This window comes from Bradyrhizobium sp., from assembly GCF_049519115.1.
Lineage (GTDB): Bacteria > Pseudomonadota > Alphaproteobacteria > Rhizobiales > Xanthobacteraceae > Bradyrhizobium.
In genome coordinates this window covers 73,319-92,599 of record NZ_JBEKRB010000022.1, presented here as the reverse complement: position 1 = coordinate 92,599, position 19,281 = coordinate 73,319, and the positions used below count along the sequence as shown (strand labels likewise).

Annotated in this window: 23 protein-coding genes; 10 read left to right on the top strand and 13 right to left on the bottom strand. The window is 60.5% G+C overall.

Going from position 1 to position 19,281, the window contains the following annotated elements:
• Positions 1-527: 527 nt before the first annotated feature.
• Entirely contained in the window at positions 528-2,066 is a 1,539-nt protein-coding gene (locus tag ABSE61_RS18330; RefSeq protein ID WP_423872536.1) for a malonate--CoA ligase, read from the bottom strand.
• Positions 2,067-2,490: 424 nt separating this feature from the next.
• Between ABSE61_RS18330 and ABSE61_RS18325 the strand changes: the two genes are divergently transcribed.
• The 4 genes from ABSE61_RS18325 to leuB all read left to right on the top strand — a co-directional run bounded on the left by ABSE61_RS18325 (position 2,491) and on the right by leuB (position 5,893).
• Positions 2,491-3,045: a fasciclin domain-containing protein gene (locus ABSE61_RS18325; protein ID WP_423872535.1), complete on the top strand. Its 555-nt coding sequence runs from the start codon at positions 2,491-2,493 to the stop codon at positions 3,043-3,045.
• A 166-nt stretch (positions 3,046-3,211) separates the two neighbouring features.
• Entirely contained in the window at positions 3,212-3,841 is a 630-nt protein-coding gene (locus ABSE61_RS18320; protein WP_423872534.1) for a cytochrome b/b6 domain-containing protein, read from the top strand.
• A 21-nt stretch (positions 3,842-3,862) separates the two neighbouring features.
• Positions 3,863-4,648, top strand: a complete 786-nt coding sequence (locus tag ABSE61_RS18315; protein WP_423872533.1) for a molybdopterin-dependent oxidoreductase — start codon at positions 3,863-3,865, stop codon at positions 4,646-4,648.
• A gap of 132 nt (positions 4,649-4,780) precedes the next feature.
• Positions 4,781-5,893: a 3-isopropylmalate dehydrogenase gene (gene leuB, locus ABSE61_RS18310; RefSeq protein WP_423872532.1), complete on the top strand. Its 1,113-nt coding sequence runs from the start codon at positions 4,781-4,783 to the stop codon at positions 5,891-5,893.
• A 65-nt stretch (positions 5,894-5,958) separates the two neighbouring features.
• On the opposite strand, the gene ABSE61_RS18305 is transcribed toward leuB, so the two are convergent.
• Positions 5,959-6,378 carry a hypothetical protein gene (locus tag ABSE61_RS18305; protein ID WP_423872531.1) on the bottom strand — a complete coding sequence of 140 codons (420 nt, stop codon included), beginning with the start codon at positions 6,376-6,378 and terminating at the stop codon, positions 5,959-5,961.
• Positions 6,379-6,536: 158 nt separating this feature from the next.
• Complete coding sequence (locus ABSE61_RS18300; protein WP_423872530.1) at positions 6,537-7,337, bottom strand: hypothetical protein; 801 nt, start codon at positions 7,335-7,337, stop codon at positions 6,537-6,539.
• 293 nt (positions 7,338-7,630) lie between these two features.
• Between ABSE61_RS18300 and ABSE61_RS18295 the strand changes: the two genes are divergently transcribed.
• Together ABSE61_RS18295 and ABSE61_RS18290 are read left to right on the top strand one after the other, a co-directional pair.
• Positions 7,631-8,665 (top strand): aspartate-semialdehyde dehydrogenase, encoded by a 1,035-nt coding sequence (locus ABSE61_RS18295; RefSeq protein ID WP_423872529.1) that lies wholly within the window; start codon positions 7,631-7,633, stop codon positions 8,663-8,665.
• Between the two features lie 81 nt (positions 8,666-8,746).
• Positions 8,747-9,298: a TIGR00645 family protein gene (locus tag ABSE61_RS18290; protein WP_423872528.1), complete on the top strand. Its 552-nt coding sequence runs from the start codon at positions 8,747-8,749 to the stop codon at positions 9,296-9,298.
• Positions 9,299-9,310: 12 nt separating this feature from the next.
• On the opposite strand, the gene ABSE61_RS18285 is transcribed toward ABSE61_RS18290, so the two are convergent.
• The gene (locus ABSE61_RS18285) at positions 9,311-9,955 is read right to left on the bottom strand and encodes a carbonic anhydrase (RefSeq protein ID WP_423872527.1); all 645 of its coding nucleotides are present in this window, start codon (positions 9,953-9,955) and stop codon (positions 9,311-9,313) included.
• A 311-nt stretch (positions 9,956-10,266) separates the two neighbouring features.
• Here ABSE61_RS18285 and ABSE61_RS18280 point away from each other — a divergent pair, with 311 nt between their 5' ends.
• Positions 10,267-11,151, top strand: a complete 885-nt coding sequence (locus ABSE61_RS18280) for an HpcH/HpaI aldolase/citrate lyase family protein (RefSeq protein WP_423872526.1) — start codon at positions 10,267-10,269, stop codon at positions 11,149-11,151.
• Positions 11,152-11,167: 16 nt separating this feature from the next.
• Here the strand turns inward: ABSE61_RS18280 and ABSE61_RS18275 are convergent, their stop codons facing one another.
• The 4 genes from ABSE61_RS18275 to ABSE61_RS18260 all read right to left on the bottom strand — a co-directional run bounded on the left by ABSE61_RS18275 (position 11,168) and on the right by ABSE61_RS18260 (position 13,636).
• On the bottom strand, positions 11,168-11,581 hold the full coding sequence (locus ABSE61_RS18275) for a hypothetical protein (protein ID WP_423872525.1): 414 nt from the start codon (positions 11,579-11,581) through the stop codon (positions 11,168-11,170).
• Between the two features lie 97 nt (positions 11,582-11,678).
• On the bottom strand, positions 11,679-12,479 hold the full coding sequence (locus ABSE61_RS18270) for a glycosyltransferase family 32 protein (protein WP_423872524.1): 801 nt from the start codon (positions 12,477-12,479) through the stop codon (positions 11,679-11,681).
• A gap of 66 nt (positions 12,480-12,545) precedes the next feature.
• Positions 12,546-13,148 (bottom strand): 3-isopropylmalate dehydratase small subunit, encoded by a 603-nt coding sequence (leuD, locus tag ABSE61_RS18265; protein ID WP_423872523.1) that lies wholly within the window; start codon positions 13,146-13,148, stop codon positions 12,546-12,548.
• Between the two features lie 89 nt (positions 13,149-13,237).
• Positions 13,238-13,636, bottom strand: a complete 399-nt coding sequence (locus ABSE61_RS18260; protein ID WP_423872542.1) for a metallopeptidase family protein — start codon at positions 13,634-13,636, stop codon at positions 13,238-13,240.
• 207 nt (positions 13,637-13,843) lie between these two features.
• Between ABSE61_RS18260 and ABSE61_RS18255 the strand changes: the two genes are divergently transcribed.
• A complete protein-coding gene (locus ABSE61_RS18255) occupies positions 13,844-14,128 on the top strand; it encodes a hypothetical protein (protein WP_423872541.1) in 285 nt (94 codons plus the stop codon).
• A gap of 2 nt (positions 14,129-14,130) precedes the next feature.
• Here ABSE61_RS18255 and ABSE61_RS18250 read toward each other — a convergent pair whose 3' ends face one another.
• Positions 14,131-14,346 (bottom strand): hypothetical protein, encoded by a 216-nt coding sequence (locus ABSE61_RS18250; protein WP_423872522.1) that lies wholly within the window; start codon positions 14,344-14,346, stop codon positions 14,131-14,133.
• A gap of 247 nt (positions 14,347-14,593) precedes the next feature.
• On the opposite strand from ABSE61_RS18250, the gene ABSE61_RS18245 reads away from it, so the two are divergent.
• Together ABSE61_RS18245 and ABSE61_RS18240 are read left to right on the top strand one after the other, a co-directional pair.
• Positions 14,594-14,791, top strand: a complete 198-nt coding sequence (locus tag ABSE61_RS18245; RefSeq protein ID WP_423872521.1) for a hypothetical protein — start codon at positions 14,594-14,596, stop codon at positions 14,789-14,791.
• 290 nt (positions 14,792-15,081) lie between these two features.
• Positions 15,082-15,678 (top strand): hypothetical protein, encoded by a 597-nt coding sequence (locus tag ABSE61_RS18240; protein WP_423872520.1) that lies wholly within the window; start codon positions 15,082-15,084, stop codon positions 15,676-15,678.
• Between the two features lie 263 nt (positions 15,679-15,941).
• Here ABSE61_RS18240 and ABSE61_RS18235 read toward each other — a convergent pair whose 3' ends face one another.
• From ABSE61_RS18235 to trmD, 4 genes are all read right to left on the bottom strand, one after another.
• Positions 15,942-16,145, bottom strand: a complete 204-nt coding sequence (locus ABSE61_RS18235) for a hypothetical protein (RefSeq protein ID WP_423872519.1) — start codon at positions 16,143-16,145, stop codon at positions 15,942-15,944.
• Between the two features lie 109 nt (positions 16,146-16,254).
• Positions 16,255-17,661, bottom strand: coding sequence for a 3-isopropylmalate dehydratase large subunit (gene leuC / locus ABSE61_RS18230; protein ID WP_423872518.1), 1,407 nt, complete (start codon positions 17,659-17,661; stop codon positions 16,255-16,257).
• A gap of 340 nt (positions 17,662-18,001) precedes the next feature.
• Entirely contained in the window at positions 18,002-18,382 is a 381-nt protein-coding gene (rplS, locus tag ABSE61_RS18225) for a 50S ribosomal protein L19 (RefSeq protein ID WP_423872517.1), read from the bottom strand.
• Positions 18,383-18,484: 102 nt separating this feature from the next.
• Entirely contained in the window at positions 18,485-19,216 is a 732-nt protein-coding gene (gene trmD / locus ABSE61_RS18220) for a tRNA (guanosine(37)-N1)-methyltransferase TrmD (RefSeq protein ID WP_423872516.1), read from the bottom strand.
• Positions 19,217-19,281 lie beyond the last annotated feature (65 nt).

Genomic DNA, 19,281 nt, shown 5'->3' with positions numbered 1-19,281 from the left:
CCTTCGTTTTCCTGGCAAGTGCGCGTAGTTGAGATGCCTTGAAGTCCCCGCGCAACGATACTGGAATAGACATGACGAACCTCCGTCGTTCGCCACCAATGAATCAGAGCAAAACTGATTTGGGAATCGTCAACGAGTCACAATTGCTGAGATTTGGTATTACAGCTGTCGCGTGCTTCGAAGAGAACGAGCAAGACCTTTTCTAATGAGACCTCAGCAGAGGGAATAGAATGTCGTCGACATCCTTTGTAGTAAGTGGAGGCTCAAGACGAACCTCATCCCAACTCAATTCGCTGTCGATGGTCGGCGGTTCTAAACTCTCGTATTCCGGTGCGAGGTCAGGGTATGCATCGTAGATTGGCTTCCAGACATCGGAATTTAGAGCTGCGATAGCCTCGTAGAGCAGATCGAGGCGGCCCTAAGAGCACGCTGCAAGGCCTCTTCGGCGTCCTCCAAGTACGAAACAAGCCTTTCCGCGCTGTCTCGGCTTACCACTGCCTTAACCCCCTTGCAGTTCGTATCCGGAATTACTTGGCCGTATAGATATCCTTGTACGTGTCGCGCAAAATATTCTTCTGCACCTTGCCCATCGCGTTGCGCGGCAATTCGTCGACCACGAATACGCGCTTCGGCATCTTGAACTTCGCGAGCCGTCCGTCGAGTGCATGCAAGACCGAGGCTTCATCGACCTTGGCGCCCTTGTCGCAAACGAGCACCGCGGTGACGCCCTCGCCGAAATCGGCATGCGGCACGCCGATGACGGCGGATTCGATCACACCGGGCATAGCGTCGATCTCGCTCTCGATCTCCTTGGGATAGACATTAAAACCGCCGGAGATCACGAGATCCTTGCCGCGGCCGAGAATGTGGACGTAATCCTTGGCGTCGATCTTGCCGAGGTCGCCGGTGATGAAGAAGCCGTCGCTGCGGAATTCGGCCTTGGTCTTTTCCGGCATCCGCCAATAGCCCTTGAAGACGTTGGGGCCTTTGACCTCGATCATACCGATTTCGTCACGCGCCAGTTCCTTGCCGGTCTCGGGATCGGTGACGCGCACCGAGACGCCCGGCAAAGCGTGGCCGACCGCGCCGGCGACGCGTTCGCCGTCATATGGGTTGGACGTGTTCATGTTGGTTTCGGTCATGCCGTAGCGCTCGAGCACGGCATGGCCGGTGCGGGCAGACCATTCACGATGGGTATCGGCCAAAAGCGGCGCCGAGCCCGACACGAACAGCCGCATATGCTTGGTGGCTTCCTTGTTCAGTGCGGGGTTCTGCAACAGCCGCGTGTAGAAGGTCGGCACACCCATCATCACGGTTGCGCGCGCCATCAGCTTGATGATCAGATCCGGATCGAATTTCGGCAGGAAGATCATCGAGGCCCGCGCAAACAGCGTGACGTTGCTTGCGACGAACAGGCCGTGGGTATGATAGATCGGCAGCGCGTGGATCAGGACGTCCTTGTCGGTGAAGCCCCAGTAATCGACCAGCGTGAGCGAGTTCGACGCCAGATTATCATGCGTCAGCATCGCGCCCTTGGACCGCCCGGTGGTGCCGGAGGTGTAGAGGATCGCGGCGAGATCATCGTCGGCACGCGGCACGGTCGTAAAGGCGGACGATGCCTTGTCGGCGGCTTCGGTAAGCGATCCCTTGCCGTCGGGTCCGAGCGTTTCGACCTTGGCGCCGACCTTGGCCGCGATCGGGCCGATCCCCGACGCTTTCGAAGGGTCGCACACCACCAGCGACGGCTCGGCGTCGGTGATGAAATATTCGAGCTCGTTGAGCGTATAGGCGGTGTTGAGCGGCAGATAAACCGCGCCGACGCGCACCGTCGCAAGATAGAGCACGAGCCCCGTCACTGATTTTTCAGTCTGGGCGGCGACCCGGTCGCCGGGCTTGACGCCACGGTCGACCAGCACATTCGCGATCTGCCCGGCGCGCGCGATCAAATCGCCGTAGCTGATGTGCTTGCCATCGACGGTCTCGATCGCCAGTCGTTTCGGATCGTCGAGGCCGTCAAACAGGCGGGAAAACAGGTTGGCGTTGATATGGGTCTGCTGCGCGTTCATGCGTCATCCGGTCGGCGGGGTGCGGCGGTTGCCATCATCACATTATTTGTCGAGGCCTCACTAGCAAAGAGGCCCTTTGCCGCGCAACCGACGGTTTGCCTGTCAAATAGCGGCAAATGCGTGGCCCGCCCGACCAGCGGTCGTGGCAAAGCCAATGGCGATGAAATCTCGATCGGCCCGATGCGAAGCAGGGGGCATGTCCGGATGATTTGCGCACGCCGGAACTAATCACGTTCGTCCCGGCCGATAGTTTCACTGGACGCAAAGAATCTTTGTTCGAAACCGGCCGCAAAACTCTCCCGTAGCTCAGGCCAACGACGACGCAGTCAACCCCAGACTTTCCAAGCCCTCGGCTCCGTCGTCGTTGCAACCCTTCATCGGCCGCGGATGTCCGCGAGCCGTTTACCAATCGGGAGACGTTTCCATGTCCAAGCGTATTGCTCTGCTTTCAGCCGTTGCTTTTGGCGCCCTCGCTCTGACGGCGACCGTCGTCGCGCCGGTCAGCGCCCAGGAAAAGACCGTCATGGTCGGCGGCGCCGCGATGTTTCCGTCCAAGAATATCATCCAGAACGCCGTGAACTCGAAGGATCACACGACGCTGGTTGCAGCCGTGAAGGCTGCCGGTCTTGTTGAGACGCTGGAAGGCAAGGGGCCGTTCACGGTCTTCGCGCCGACCAATGCGGCCTTCGGCAAGTTGCCGGCTGGCACCGTCGATAATCTGGTGAAGCCCGAGAACAAGGCTACCCTGACCAAAATCCTCACCTATCACGTTGTCGCCGGCAAACTCGAGGCTTCCGACCTGACCGACGGCAAAATGCTGAAGACGGTCGAGGGCGAACAACTGACCGTGAAGAAGGCGGACGGCAAGACCTGGATCGTGGACGCCAAGGGCGACACTGCCGCGATCACGATCTCGAACGTCAATCAATCGAACGGCGTGATCCATGTGATCGACACCGTTCTGTTGCCGGCGTCGTAATATTTCGCCTCTCGCGAGCCGGGGAAACCCGGCTCGCAGCCTTTTGACCGCCAAATCGGGCTCGCTGGACGGAGATGCCTTGGCAATTGGTGACCCGTTTTGGCAGTAACGAAACCCCGGCTTCCGGCGTATATTGGGATTATCGGCTTTCAGCGACGGGAACATCATGTCCAGCCTTGCAGCTACCCAGGGAAATACCGCAAACGCCTCAAGGGTCATTCAACCGGCCTGGGTGCGGGCGATGCACTGGACCAACGCGGTCGCGATCATCCTGATGATCATGTCGGGCTTGCAGGTCTACAACGCCTCGCCATTGTTTAAATCGCTGACCTTCTCGCATTCGATCACGCTCGGCGGCTGGCTCGGCGGCGCACTGCTCTGGCATTTCGCCGCGATGTGGCTGTTGATGATCAATGGCCTTGCTTATCTGATCACGGGTTTTGCGACCGGGCGTTTCGCCAAGAAGCTGTTTCCGATTTCTGTGCGCGGGATCATTTCCGACGTCACCGCGGCGCTGACCTTCAAGCTCTCGCATGACGACCTGAGCAAATACAATCAGGTGCAGAAGATCCTCTACGCCGGCATCATTGCCGTCGGCATCGTCATCGTGCTCTCGGGACTGTCGATCTGGAAACCGGTGCAGTTGCAGTACCTCACCGCGCTGTTCGGCGGCTACGATATCGCGCGTTACGTGCACTTCTTCTGCATGTCCGCGATCGTCGCCTTCCTGGTAATCCATGTTCTTCTGGCCCTTCTGGTGCCGAAGAGCCTGCGCGCCATGATCATTGGCCGCTGAACAAAACATGGGAGACAAATCATGGGCCGACTTCGCAAGCTTCTGATCCCGGGCGTCGACAAGCAATTGTTGATCAAGGATGCGACCAAGGTAATGCCGGATCTGGCGCGCCGGCGCTTCATCGCCGGCGGCGCCAGCCTTGGGGCGTTAGCGCTTCTGACCGGTTGTGACGTCGTGGATTCTTCCTCCGCCGATCAGATGCTCGCGAAAATTTCCAAGTTTAACGACGCCGTGCAGGCGTTCATTTTCAATCCCGATGCGATGGCGCCGACGTTCCCGGAAAGCGCGATCACCAAGCCATTTCCGTTCAATGCCTATTACGAGATCGACGATGCGCCGGAGGTTGACGGCGCCGACTGGAAGCTCGAGGTGCGGGGGCTCGTCGACAACAAGAAATCATGGACCCTGGAGGAGCTCTACAAGCTGCCGCAGGTCAAACAGGTGACGCGCCATATCTGCGTGGAAGGCTGGAGCGCGATCGGAAACTGGACCGGAACGCCGTTGCGCGATTTTCTCAAACTGGTCGGCGCCGACACCCGTGCCAAATATTGCTGGTTCCAGTGCGCCGACAAGGAAGGCTACAACTCGCCGCTCGATATGCGCACGGCGCTGCATCCGCAAACCCAGATGACGTTCAAGTTTGGTGACGAAATCCTGCCGCGCGCCTACGGTTTCCCCATGAAGATCCGGGTGCCGACCAAGCTCGGCTTCAAGAACCCGAAATACGTGATCTCGATGGAAGTCACCAACGACTACAAAGGCGGCTACTGGGAAGACCAGGGCTATAATTCGTTCAGCGGGAGCTAACCGTCGGTAGACTGCCTTTTCCGACCGCCATCTCCCCGGCGGGAAACGAGTCCAGCGATGGCGTCTTGCCATCGGCGCAGGGGCGCATTAGCACTTCCCGCGCATCGGCTGTTTCTCAAAAGGCGATTGATCATGGCGACCTACAAACTGCTGCTTCTTCCCGGCGACGGCATCGGCCCTGAGGTGATGGACGAGGTCAAGCGCCTGATCGCCTGGATTAACGCGCAAGGGATCGCGCATTTTACTACCGAAGAAGGGCTGGTCGGCGGCGCCGCCTATGACGCGAGCAAGCAGAGCATCACGGACGCGACCATGGCGCAGGCCAGCGCCGCCGATGCGGTGATCTTCGGCGCGGTCGGAGGGCCGAAATGGGACAGCGTCCCCTATGACGCACGGCCCGAGGCCGGACTGTTGCGGCTGCGCAAGGATCTTGGCCTGTTTGCGAACCTGCGTCCGGCCGTGTGTTATCCGGCGCTGGCGGAAGCTTCCAGCCTGAAGCGCGAGGTCGTCGAGGGGCTCGATATCATGATCGTGCGCGAACTCACCGGCGGCGTTTATTTCGGCGAGCCGAAGACGATCACCGATCTCGGCAACGGCCAGAAGCGCGCGATCGATACCCAGGTTTACGACACCTACGAGATCGAGCGCATCGCGCGCGTCGCTTTTGATCTGGCGCGCAAGCGCCGCAACAAGCTGACCTCGATGGAAAAGCGCAATGTGATGAAATCCGGCGTGCTCTGGAACGAGGTCGTTACCCAGGTTCACGTCCGCGAATACAAGGATGTTCAGCTCGAGCATCAGCTCGCCGATTCCGGCGGCATGAATCTGGTGAAGGCGCCGAAGCAGTTCGACGTCATCGTCACGGACAATCTGTTCGGCGACATGCTGTCGGATATCGCCGCGATGCTGACCGGTTCGCTCGGCATGCTGCCGTCGGCTTCGCTCGGCGAGATCGACGCCAAGAGCAAAAAGCGGAAATCGCTTTTCGAGCCGGTGCACGGTTCGGCGCCCGATATCGCGGGCAAGGGGCTCGCCAATCCGATCGCGATGATCTCGTCGTTCGGGATGGCGCTGCGCTATTCTTTCGACCTCGGCGCGCTCGCCGACAAGGTCGATGCCGCGATTGCGGCCGTGCTCGCCAAGGGAATGCGCACCGCGGACATCAAATCCGAAGGCACCACGGCGGTGTCGACCGCGCAGATCGGCGACGCGATCCTGAAAGAGCTGCAGGCTTCACACAGCTAAACGTATGCCGACGCTTGTCCCTGCGTTCGAAGGGACAAGGCGCGCTAGCGGGCCGCTATTGGCAATCAGTAAGGCAGCGGAATTCGCGACGGGTAGCCGCCCATATCCGAGGGCGGGTTCATGGGCGAGCGGTCGATCGGACGGTTGTTGTTCTCGCGCGCGAACGACGGATAGCCGAGTTCCGGCGGGAACGCGTAATCGGTGAACTTGCGGTCGCCCGGCAGCACTTCAGTCCCGGCATCGAGCCACGATCGTTTGCTGACGAAGATGCGGGTGTTTCCCTGCTGATAGGATACGTTCGGGCCGCTCGGCCCGTAAAAGGGACGCCCACGGTTGTCGAGTTGACGCTTGGCTTCTTTCGGGGGCTTTTGTGTCGGGTTGGCCGTCTGCGCACCGGCCGGCGAGGCAGCGAAACCGACGGCACCAATGGCGACAGCGGCAAACAACACCGCAACTTTGTTCGCGGCTGGAATTCTTGGGGTCATCGGATCCTCTTAAGGCGAAAGGCCGCCATCGTCGTTCGGCGGCCATTTTAGCGGCGGGCCTCGCCGTCACAAGGTCAATCGGGCCACACTAGGTCATAATAATGTCGGGCGGTCGAAAAAGCCGCTTGAAAACCAGTCTCTTGGCAGGACTTCTGTCGTTACAGCGTCCCGCGCAGGCGAGGGTTCTCGGCGCCCGTCACCCAGTCCGCCGAAAGTGAGGCGGACGCGCCACAACCGCTGCGCCGGAGTTCGGAGCGGGCGAACAATTCGGCCAGTTTGGGTTCATTTCCGGAAGCAAGCAGGGTCAGCCGATCGAGTATGCAGCCAATCGCGGCCGGTCGCGCCGACAGCGTGGCTCCTTGACACGACCAGCCCGAGATTTGCAAAGCCGGATGATCGCCAAAACGCTTGATGAAGCCGAGGCAGGATCTTGCCGGGTCCAAGCGGCCGGGAAACCGGAACAGCGCCAGGGTGCCGAATTTGCTGTCGATGACGCCGGCAGCCTCCAACCCTTGTGGGCGTCCTTGCGGGTTTTCTTGCATCAAGCGCGCGGCGAGATCGGCGGCCGGAGGCTCCGATGGGTCGAACTCCCCGCCTGGACGGTAGATTTCGAGCTCGGCCACCGGCTTTTCGTCCGGCGGGCCCCAATGGAAAATGTCCTTCCGACCGCCGGAGGGATGCCGGAATATCTCATAACTCTCTGATTTTTCTGGAGGATCAAGCGAGCTCACAGCAAATGCCGGGCGCGAGCGGGTCGCCAACGTAAAACCGGGCCGGTCGGCCGGCTCGGCATCGGCGGTATTGAGCTGCAACTGATCCCAGAAATTCAGGCCGAAAATGGCAAAAAGGGCAAGCGCCCCCACATAGGCGATCAGGCGCGCCAGCGTCGCGCAGCATTCGTCGGCAAAGCTCGTCAGCGCCGGATGAATGTGGAAACGAGAATCTGGATTGGATTGCATCAGGGGCCCGAGGCGCCGAAAGACGCGGAAAGCCCCGTCTAACGTTGTCTTAACGGCGTTTCTCGCATAGAAGCGCCGTGGAGTGGATTTGATATTCGCGACCCACCAGCCGCGAACCCTTCGGGCGAATGTCAAATCCAAAACTCCACGGCAAACTATTTGGCAGTGGTCCTTTGGTTCTAACATTCGCAAGCGTGCCCGCCGCGAAGGGATGCGAATTTTAGAACCGGACCACTACCTCTTCCCTTTCCGCGTCATGCGGGGGCCGAGCTTTTTTCTTCGGAGAGTGAACGATGGGTTACAAAGTCGCTGTGGTCGGCGCGACCGGCAATGTGGGGCGGGAAATGCTCAACATTCTGGACGAGCGTAAATTCCCTGCTGACGAAGTCGTGGCGCTCGCGTCACGCCGAAGCATGGGCGTTGAAGTCTCCTATGGCGACCGGACCCTGAAGGTCAAAGCGCTCGAGAATTTCGATTTCTCCGACGTCGATATCTGCCTGATGTCGGCGGGCGGTTCAGTGTCGAAGGAATGGTCGCCGAAGATCGGCGCCGCCGGCACCGTCGTGATCGACAACTCTTCCGCCTGGCGGATGGATCCGGACGTCCCGCTGATCGTGCCTGAGGTCAATGCGGACGCCGTCGCGGGCTTTGCCAAGAAGAACATCATTGCGAACCCGAACTGCTCGACCGCGCAGCTTGTGGTGGCGCTCAAGCCGTTGCATGACAAGGCCGTCATCAAGCGCGTCGTGGTTGCGACCTATCAGTCGGTGTCGGGCGCTGGCAAGGATGCGATGGACGAACTGTTCACGCAGACCAAGGCCGTCTACACCAACAGCGAACTAGTCAACAAGAAATTCCCCAAGCGTATCGCTTTCAACGTCATTCCCGAGATCGACGTGTTCATGGAGGACGGCTACACCAAGGAAGAGTGGAAGATGATGATGGAGACCAAGAAGATTCTTGATCCCAAAATCAAGCTGACCGCGACCTGCGTGCGCGTGCCGGTGTTCGTCGGCCACTCGGAAGCCGTCACGATCGAGTTCGAGAACCCGATCTCGCCGGACGAGGCGCGCGAGATCCTGCGCCGCTCGCCCGGTTGCCTCGTCATCGACAAGCACGAGCCCGGCGGTTACGTCACCCCGTATGAAGCGGCCGGCGAGGACGCCACCTATATCAGCCGCATTCGCGCCGATCCGACAGTGGACAACGGGATTGTGCTGTGGTGCGTGTCGGACAACCTGCGCAAGGGGGCCGCACTGAACGCGATCCAGATCGCGGAAGTTCTGATCAACCGGAAACTGCTCAGCGCCAAGAAGAAGGCGGCGTAAGGCCGCGCGAGAGCATGATCCGGAAAAGTGTGAAGCGGTTTTCCGACAAGGTCATGCTCAAGAAATAACGGGGGCGCCGCGATGACCGAACAACCAGCTCCCTATCGGCCAAACCCAACGCTCAAGCGCGTCGAGCACGGCTTCGAAAGCATCCTGTTCAACAGCCGCTGGCTGATGGCGCCGTTCTATCTCGGCCTCGTCATCTGCCTCGCAGTGATGTTGTTCAAATTCTTCACGAAGCTGTGGGAGTTCATCATCCATGCGCCGGTCGCCACAGAAGCCGATATCATCCTCGGTGCGCTCAGTCTGATTGACGTCTCGCTGGTCGGCAATCTGATCCTGATCGTGGTGTTTTCGGGTTACGAGAATTTCGTCTCGCGACTCAACCCGGGCGACCACCCGGACTGGCCGGAATGGATGACCAAGGTCGATTTTGCGGGATTGAAGCAAAAGATGCTCGCTTCGATCGTGGCGATTTCGGCAATCCAGGTGTTGAAGGCCTTTATGAGCATCGACACGGTCTTCGAACCGCAAAAGCTGGCCTGGCTGGTCGGCGTGCATCTGGTGTTTGTAATCTCGGCGCTGATACTGGCCTTGTCCGACCGCTGGGGCAGCGATCATGGTAGCGAATAGGTACTCGCCGGATTATTCGCCTTGGCGCGCGCTGCGGAATTCCTTGGTCGCCTGATCGAGTACGAACAGCGAGCCTTCCGCCACGCCAAAATAGGCGCCATGCACGTTCAGCGCGCCGCTTGCGACCTGCGTCTTCACGAAGGGAAACGTCTTCAGGTTTTCGAGGCTGCGGAACACCGCTGCCTTCTCGATTCGCTCGACGAATTTTTGCATGGTCTCGTGGTCGCGTTGCTCGACGACCTCGCCGGGCTTGATGAACATCGCCATCCATTTGCCGATGAAATCACCCGGCGACAGCGGTTCGATCTTGTCGATGAAGGCGCGGATGCCACCGCATTGGGCGTGGCCGAGTACCACGATGTGCTTCACGCGCAGCACGTTGACGGCGTATTCGAGCGCGGCCGAAACGCCGTGGGCGCCCTCATCGGGTTGGTAGACCGGCACCAGATTGGCGATGTTGCGCACTACGAACAATTCACCGGGGCCCGCATCGAAGATCGCTTCCGGCGAGACGCGGGAATCGCAGCAACCGATCACCATCACCTCCGGTGACTGGCCGCGCTCGGACAGTTCGCGGTAACGCGATTGCTCGGTCGGCAGGCGCTCCGAAGCGAAGGTACGATAGCCGTCGATCAGGTGCTGCGGGAACGGTGACATGGCTAGTGTTCCGGTTCTTACATTCGTTTCATATCTCGGCGGGCACTTTACGAATGTCAGAACCAAAGGAACACTAGTAAATAAATGCCTCTAGTGTGGCTTTGACGCTGACGTTCCTTCGAGATGGTTGTTGCGATACTGGAAGGAACGCCAGTGTCGCCACACTAAGTTGCTAACCATATGACACGGGCGGGAACAAGTCTTTCGAAGCACGGCTTGAGATGTTAAGCCGTGACCCGAAAATATCACGCTCAAACAATAGGCCTGTGACGGATCTGCCGCCGGCTTGAAATCGACAAGGAATGGGAAACATGGTCCGTCCGCGCCGCAGTCTTCTGTTCATGCCCGGGTCGAACGCGCGGGCGCTGGAGAAGGCGCGAATTCTGGCCGCCGACGTCGTCATCCTCGACCTTGAGGATTCGGTGGCGCCGGATGCCAAGGGGCTGGCCCGCGACCAGATTGCGAAGGCGATCGCTGCCGGCGGCTTCGGCAAGCGCGAAGTCTGGATCCGGACCAACGCGCTGGACACACCGTTCTGGGCCGATGACGCGAAGATGGCGGCCAAAGCCGGGCCCAATGCCATCCTGGTTCCAAAAGTTTCCAGCGTGGCCGATCTCACCACCATCGCCACCAGCCTGCGTGACGCGAATGCCGTCCCGTCGGTGCGGGTCTGGGCCATGATCGAGACCGCGCGTGCGGTGCTGCATGCGGAAGAACTGGCGGCGGCCTCGCGCGATGTCGAACCGCGGCTTTCAGGCTTTGCGTTCGGACCCAATGACATCTCGCGCGAAACGCGGATCCGCATGCAGCCGGGGCGAGCGATCATGCTGCCGATGTTCATCCACTGCATTCTCGCCGCCCGTGCCTATGGCCTCGAAATCCTCGATGGGCCTTACAGCGATTTCAGCAATATCGACGGGTTCAATCTGGAGTGCACGCAGGCGCGCGATCTCGGTTTCGACGGCAAGACGCTGATCCATCCCGGCCAGATCGAAGCCTGCAATGTCATCTTCACGCCGCCGGCGGATGAGGTGGAACGCGCTCGCAAGATCATCGCCGCGTTCGAACTGCCGGAAAATGCCGCGCGTGGCGCCATTTCGCTCGAGGGACAGATGGTCGAGCGGTTGCACGCCGATATGGCGCGGCGAACGATTGCGATCGCGGATTCGATCAAAGCGATGGCGAAATCGCCGTAACGCCACTAGCCGAATTCTAGCGCTTTGCTGATTTATCCAGGCCCGCGATCGTCGGGGCATTCTGGCAATATTGCTGATAACGCCCGCCCGAGGTTCCGGCAGCGAGATCGCGATCGCACTCACGCTTCTGGCCGCAGAGAGCGCAAACCCGTTCCATGTCGTGCAGTACCATCGGCTCAACCCGCGCCAGATCGCCTGCGTCGATACCGAGTGCGCCGAGCAATTTCGGCAATTCGTCTGCCGCGTGCGGCCCCTGATTAACGAGTTCGGTGAGGTCGGCCGGCGAGACCTGCAAATCGCTAGCCACGCGGCTAAACTCGACTGGACTGAGCTGACGCAACTCGTTGAGTTCCCGGCGATGGTTCAACCATTCGCAAAACGTCTGCGTCAGTCGGTCGAAAGTGGAAAGTGAATGATCCTGAGCCTTCATGAAATCGCTCCATTATGCGCTAGCGCATCATGGCGTTCTGTCCCAGGTCGGTTGTTGCGCTAGATCAATGTGCCCGGCGCCGAAGTTGCCGGGTTTCTCAAGATGAGCCGAAGCGTTCCGCCGCCCAGGCGTGCAGGCTGCCCGGTACCGGCTGCTGGTTGCCACGGCCCTTTGGCGAGATGTGGAATCCGATAATGCCGGGATCGCGGATCAGCGCCGAAAAATCCCGCGGCTCGAAGAACAGTTTCGGCTCGGCGTGCACGGCATAGAACGAGTTTTTCGGCAGCGCGTAGCTCAATTCGCCGGTACGGCGGGCGAGCGCGGTAAGCGCCGCCGGACCGAAGATCGCCAGCCGGACGTCCGAGACGCGCTTGGTCCCGCGCAGCCTGTGCATCAGGAACGTCAGCCGATGGCGAAGCGACAGCCAGTCCGGCGTCAACTCGTCCTGCGCCATCAACGCGTCGAACGCGGCGACGATCGGATCGTTCGGCGGCAGATACAAAACCGAATTGCCGAGCTGACGCGCCTGCTCCCAGGCGAAATAAGGTTTGGTGGGATCGATCTCGATGCTTTTGAGCAGCAGAATGTCGGCATCGAGCCACACGCCCGCGCTCTCTGACGTATTCCTGGCCATCAGCCGCATTCGGAAAAAGTCCGAGAATTGAAGTATCGTCCGGTCGCGCCAGACGCCGTCGGGTCCGGTGGGGCGCAAGCGATCGGCAAAAGTGTGCGGGAGTATCGCTTCGGCTTCCGCGTTGCCGACGCCATCCGGCAATTGTGCGACCGGATCGAAACTATAGACGGTTACCTTGTGGCCGGCTGCGACCTGCGAACGCAGGCACAGCCTGCGCAAGCCGTCGAGCGGGCCGTGCCAGAAGGTGACGATCTCAGGCAGCACGCGTCACCCACATAGCGTTTCAAGCGATACTGGTTCGCGTGACGAAAATTCGTCTCAAGCCACGCCTCAAGCCCAAGCGCGCTCTTTCAGCTTGGCCTCATAGGCATCGATCGACGGCTTCTTCTCCATGGTCAGGCCGATATCGTCGAGCCCGTTGATCAAGCAATGCTTGCGGAACGCATCGATCTCGAATTTCACGGTGCCCCCGTCGGGGCCACGGATTTCCTGATTGGCGAGATCGATGGTCAGGGTCGCGTTCGCGCCGCGCTCGGCATCGTCGAACAGTTTGTCGAGGTCTTCCTGGGCAACGCGGATCGGCAGAATGCCGTTCTTGAAGCAGTTGTTGTAGAAGATGTCGCCGAACGAGGTCGAGATGACGCAGCGGATGCCGAAATCGAGCAACGCCCACGGCGCATGCTCCCGGCTCGAGCCGCAGCCGAAATTGTCGCCGGCAACCAGCACCTTGGAATTGCGATAACCAGGCTTGTTGAGGATGAAATCGGGGTTCTCGCTGCCGTCGTCCTTGTAACGCTGCTCCGAGAACAATCCCTTGCCAAGGCCGGTGCGCTTGATGGTCTTCAAATACTGCTTGGGGATGATCATGTCGGTGTCGACATTGATGATCTTCAGCCACGCCGCAACGCCTTCCAGCGTGGTGAATTTTTCCATCGGAGCACTTTTTGGTTGGAACGGGCAAAAGCAATTTGCAGGCGTGGTTTATCGCGAATGACGCCGTCATAAAAGGGCAAAAAGCCGTTTCAATCCACTGATGCTTCAATGGCGGCCATGTCGTCGTCGGAGAGGCCGAAATGATGCCCGATCTCGTGGATCAGCACATGGCGCACGATTCGCCCCAACGCTTCGTCATGTTCGGCCCAGTAATCCAGGATTGGCCGCCGGTAGAGCCAGATCAGGTTAGGCAGGCGGGCATTGTCGCTATGGCTCTGCTGCGGCAGGCCGATCCCCTGAAACAGGCCAAGCAGGTCGAACTCGCTTTCCGCGCCCATGTCGTCGAGAATTTCTTCCGTCGGAAAATCTTCCACTCGGACGATGACGCCCTCGCACAGATCGCGGAAGGTTTTCGGCAGCCGCGCCAGGACGTCATGCGCCAAGGCCTCCATTTCGGCGAGCGACGGCGCTTTGGCTGATGTCCACATGGCGGCGTTATAGAGCATCTTCGCAACGGCGTGCGAGCCGACGGCTGACCAAATAGCCACAGCGGGAACGGCTGATGTCAGGGCGGGCCGCTATCCGGTTGACGTTGCCGCTGCAATCGGAGACCGTAGGGCGGCTTTCGGGGATGGGCGGGCGTGAAAATGCGTAAGCAGCAACAGGCGATTTTGGTGGCCTTCTCGGTGGGCCTGATGGCCGCGTGTTCGTTGTTGGCATCTGGCGCCGAAGCGCAGACGGCGTCGCAGGGCACGCGAACCGCGCAGGGTACGACTGGAGAGCCTCTCGCGCAGCCGGCCCGTCCGCCGCGGCGGATTCGGGTTTTCCCCCGCTACCTGGCCGAGCCGGACGGGGTTTATCCGCGCTACAATCCCGGACCCAATGCGGTTCGGGTTTGCAATGCCTCCTATGTGCAGGAATTTCGGCCGAGCGGCACGGTGATCGTGCCGCACATGACCTGCGTGTGGCGCCGCGGCTGAAGTTAGAGCCTTCGCTTGAGCGCGCCGATCAGCCCGGCGACGAGAAGTAACGCCGCGCTGCCATAGACCACAATCGCCATCACAAGCTGCGTCGACGGGCTGGCGGTGCCAGGACCGCCGCCGGGGCCTTGCGAGGCCAGCGCGGCATGAGAGCCTAAGGTCAGCAGCGGTGCCGCCGCGACCCCACGGCACGACTGCCATCGAAGACGGAAGCCCATCGCGATCTCCTCCTATGCTTGCCACAAGCTACGGCGGCGCGATTGGGAGGGTTTTGTGACACACGAATAAAATCTTGCACGGGCCGCGGAACCTGTCCGCAAGCCGTGCATTGACCACCCCGGCGCAGATGATCACTAGCAGTTGATGTCGCTCCCTCCCAGCTTGTGGTCTGCGCTGGGGTGAGCGGCTGATGAGATCGGCCGCTTGGCGCTGGCATGGCATCCGATCACCGAAGGGGAGATATCAATGAAGATGACGAGAGTTCTGGGCCTCGCTGCAATTGGTGCGGTATTGGTCCTTGCCGCTCCAGCCCAGCAAGCTCATGCGCTGTCGTTGGCAAATCCCGCCACCGCCACTGCGATCCAGGAAGATTCGAAGGCCTCGACGACGGAAGTGCGGTGGCATCGGCATTACCATCATCACTGGCATCATCGCCACTGGTGAATCAGAACGACACGAGTTTAACGGGCTCGCCATCGCGGGCCCGTTTTTTTATGGGCACCACCGGGATCCGTGCCTCGCCTATGATGACGATCATGTGTTGAGGCCGACGACGCGCACCTGCTTTCGCGCGAATCTGTGGCCGTAATATTCATGGCGCGTTCAGGTTGCGGGTTCTAAATTTCAGATCAAGAACACCATCCAGCGAAACATCGAGAGATCGAAGCTGACGCGTCGAAAAGCGCCGATGCGCAGCACTGTTTGTTGCGTCAGAGTTCAGAAGGGTCACTTCCATGACGAAAAACTCGGTCAATTCACTGCGTTGGTCGCCCGCGTCGGGCGTGACGGCAGCGCTTCTGATGATGGCGATCTTTGCTACCCAGCGCGCCGAGGCGATGTCGCCGGTCAATCCCGGCATCTCGGAAGTTGGCAAGACTGTTGCTGGCAAAAAGGCTGTCGCCAACGAGCTGACGATTGAAGTTCGCGGTGGGCATGGTGGTGGCGGCGGTGGAGGACGAAGCGGTGGCTCAGGCGGTGGCCGCGGTGCTGGCGGCGTGAGTGGCGCTGTCATTCGCGGCGGTACGATCGGCGCTGCCTCTGCGGTCGTTGCAGGAGCTCCTCGATTTGCGGGCCACGGCTTTGGTCATCGGCGTCACTTCGGAGAGGTTTTTGTCGGGGGCGTCTATTACGACGATTATCCGTATAATTATCCCGATTATTACGATGATCCCCCCGTCTATCCCGCTCCCGCCTTTGTCGCTGGTGGAGGCTGCCGCAGGGTGTTGACCGTGTATGGTCCGCGCGTCGTCTGTCACCATCGCGCGGCGCGCCATTACCACCGTGTCTACCGGCGCCACCATCACCGCAGGCATCACAGCGCCAAACGTTGAGGTTCGAGACACGTGAGGTGAGGTGAGTCAGGCGCCCTTAAGGGGCGCCTGATCCTTTAGGGCGTTTTCGAGCGAAACGGAAACCGGTTCGCGTGAAGAAAACGCGTCAAACAAAAGACCAGAGCATGATCCGGAAAAGGGTGTAGCGGTTTTCCCTCGCGAGAAACGCGGAACGCGTTTGCGCGGAGATCATGCGCAATCAAATCTCATTGCGCTTTAGACGAAGGAAATCGACCGGGCCAGACGCGCTGAAGCGCGTGCTTTCAGATCCAGTCCTTGAGCCTCCAGCGCTTGATCTTCCAGGGCGTCAGATTTTCCATCCGCCATTGCTCGAGGCGCTCAGGTGGCCAATGGCCCATCCGCGACGCTTCCTTGGCGACCGGCTCCTTGGTGCGCGCCACCACGCGCCGCCGGACCTGCCGCGTCGCCTCGCTGATCATATCGACGAATTCGGACTTGTCGGCCATGACGGGCTTTCCTCGCAACACGCGAACGCCTTGTTCAGGCCGGCAAGTCTGCTCCCAACTGCTTAACGACTTCCTTCGACGATGCCTCGATGTTGAAGTGACGGGCGATTTACCGCCACTCCCTGATATCGACGAAGTGCCCTGCAATCGCCGCCGCCGCCGCCATGGCCGGTGAGACCAGATGCGTGCGGCCCTTAAAACCCTGGCGGCCTTCGAAATTGCGGTTCGAGGTCGAGGCGCAGCGCTCCTCGGGCTTGAGCTTGTCCGGGTTCATCGCCAGGCACATCGAGCAGCCGGGCTCGCGCCAGTCAAAGCCGGCCTTGACGAAGATCTTGTCGAGGCCTTCGGCTTCCGCCTGTTCCTTCACGATCCCCGAACCCGGCACGATCATCGCATAGACGTTGGCGTTCACTGTTTTGCCGGCCGCGATCTTGGCGGCTGCGCGCAAATCCTCGATCCGCCCATTGGTGCAGGAGCCGATGAAGACACGGTCGAGCTTGATGTCGGTGACTTTCGTTCCGGCCTTCAGCCCCATGTAATTCAGCGCCCGGTGCTTCGAGATCCGCTTGGCCTCGTCCGCGATCTTGTCGGGGTCGGGCACGGTGCCGGTGATCGAGATCACGTCTTCCGGCGAGGTACCCCAGGTCACGATTGGCGGCAGCTTGGCGGCGTCGAGCCTGATCTCATGATCAAAATGCGCGCCTTCGTCGCTCCGCAGGCTTTGCCAGTAGCGTATGGCGGCATCCCAGGCTTCGCCCTTTGGAGACTTCGGACGGCCTTTCAGGAACTCATACGCCTTTTCGTCGGGCGCGATCATGCCGGCGCGCGCGCCGCCTTCGATCGACATGTTGCAGACGGTCATGCGGCCCTCCATCGAGAGCGAGCGGATGGCCTCGCCGGCGTATTCCAGCACATAGCCGGTGCCGCCGGCGGTGCCGATCTCGCCGATAATCGCGAGAATGATGTCCTTGCCGGTGACCCCGTCAGGCAGTTTGCCGTCGACGACGGCGCGCATGTTCTTTGCCTTTTTCTGGATCAGCGTTTGCGTCGCCAGCACATGCTCGACCTCGGAGGTACCGATGCCGTGCGCCAGCGCACCGAAGGCGCCGTGGGTCGAGGTGTGGCTGTCGCCGCAGACAATCGTAGTGCCCGGCAGCGTAAAACCCTGCTCGGGGCCGATCACATGGACGATGCCCTGGCGGCGATCGAACTCGTTGTAATATTCGATACCGAAATCCCTGACATTCTCGGCCAGCACGGCGATCTGCTCGGCGCTTTCGGGATCGGGATTGGGCTTGCTGCGATCGGACGTCGGTACGTTGTGATCGACCACTGCGAGCGTCTTCTCCGGCGCGTGGACCTTTCGTCCCGCGGTACGCAAACCTTCGAAGGCTTGCGGCGAAGTCACTTCGTGCACCAGATGGCGGTCGACATAGAGCAGGCAGGTGCCGTCATCGGCTTCATGAACCAGATGGTCGTTCCAGATCTTGTCGTACAGGGTTGTCGGTTTGGACATGAGCTTAAGCTCCTAAAACAGAAATCGTGAGAGACGGAATCGCGCCGGAACACCGGCGGCGGGCGCAGCATCAAAGGGCGCGCGTAAGTTCCGAGGTCGCCGACGTTGTAAACCGCCCAAAAAAACGGCCGGGCAGGCGCGCATGATCGTCAATGACGATGCGTCGGTGGGCCGTGCTGGTGCGATCTGGAACCATTTCAAATGGATATATAGCACGCGCCGGCGTTAGTGCGAGCCATCTTCACGATGGGCGGCTCTGCGAAACATGATCGCCGGCCGCCAACAAAAAAGCGCGGGGTTTGACCCTGCGCTTTTGGTAACCTCGAAAAAGAGGCCTTTGTTACTCGTTGACAGCGGTCGCGCGTTCGGATTTCTCGACGATGCGGGCCGACTTGCCGCGCAGATTGCGCAGGTAATAAAGCTTGGCGCGGCGCACTTTGCCGCGGCGCACCACCTTGATCGAGTCGATCATCGGCGACATCACCGGGAACACGCGCTCAACGCCTTCGCCGTAGGAAATCTTGCGCACGGTGAAGCTCTCATTGAGCCCGCCGCCGGAGCGGCCGATGCAGACGCCTTCATAGGCCTGCACGCGGGTGCGATCGCCTTCCACCACCTTGACGTTGACGATCAAGGTATCGCCGGGTCCGAAATCGGGAATGTCCTTGCTGGCAGACAGTTTTTCGAATTGCTCTTTTTCAAGCTGTTGAATCAGGTTCATTGGTAATCTCCATCGGCGGCGCGCCCTGCCAACCCGGGGGCTCGCGATCCATGCCGTCACTTCTCGGAATTGGCGCTCGTATAAGGCAAAGGGTGAGCTTTGTCACTCCTTTGTCGCGTTTTTTGCGGCGTTTTCGTAAGCCCCCCATAGATCCGGCCGGCGCGCCTGCGTTAATGCCTCCGCCTCGGCCCGTCGCCAGGCCGCGACCTTGGCATGGTCGCCCGAAGTGAGGGTATCGGGGATCGGGCGCCCTTCGAAGGTCTGGGGGCGGGTATATTGCGGGTATTCCAGTAGGGAATCGGAAAAACTCTCCTCCGAGGCCGATTCCGCCTTTCCCATGACCCCCGGCAACAGCCGGACGCAGGCATCGATCAGGGCCATGGCGGCGATTTCCCCGCCGGACAGCACATAGTCGCCGACCGACATCTCCTCGAGCTGGCGCGCCTCGATCACCCGCTGGTCGACCCCTTCAAAGCGGCCGCAGACGATCAGTGGGCCTGGGCCAACTGCGAGTTGGCGCACCCGCGACTGGGTCAATGGCCGACCTCGCGGACTCATCAAGAGCCTTGGTCTTTCCTTGGGCCGGTCCGGCGCGAACTCGGCGGCGTCGATGGCGGCGGCGAGCACATCGGCGCGAAGCACCATGCCGGGGCCACCGCCGGCCGGGGTGTCATCGACGCTGCGATGACGGTCCGTGGCGGAATCCCTGATGTCGCGCGCCTCAAGCTGCCAAACGCCCGATGCGAGCGCCTTGCCGGCAAGGCTCACCCCGAGCGGACCGGGAAACATCTCGGGAAAAAGGGTCAGGACGGTTGCGCGCCAGGGCGAGGTCATGGCTTTGCATCGCGCGTTGGTCTGGAGAAATCAATACGGGGGCGACCGGCTTGCGCGGCGCTCTG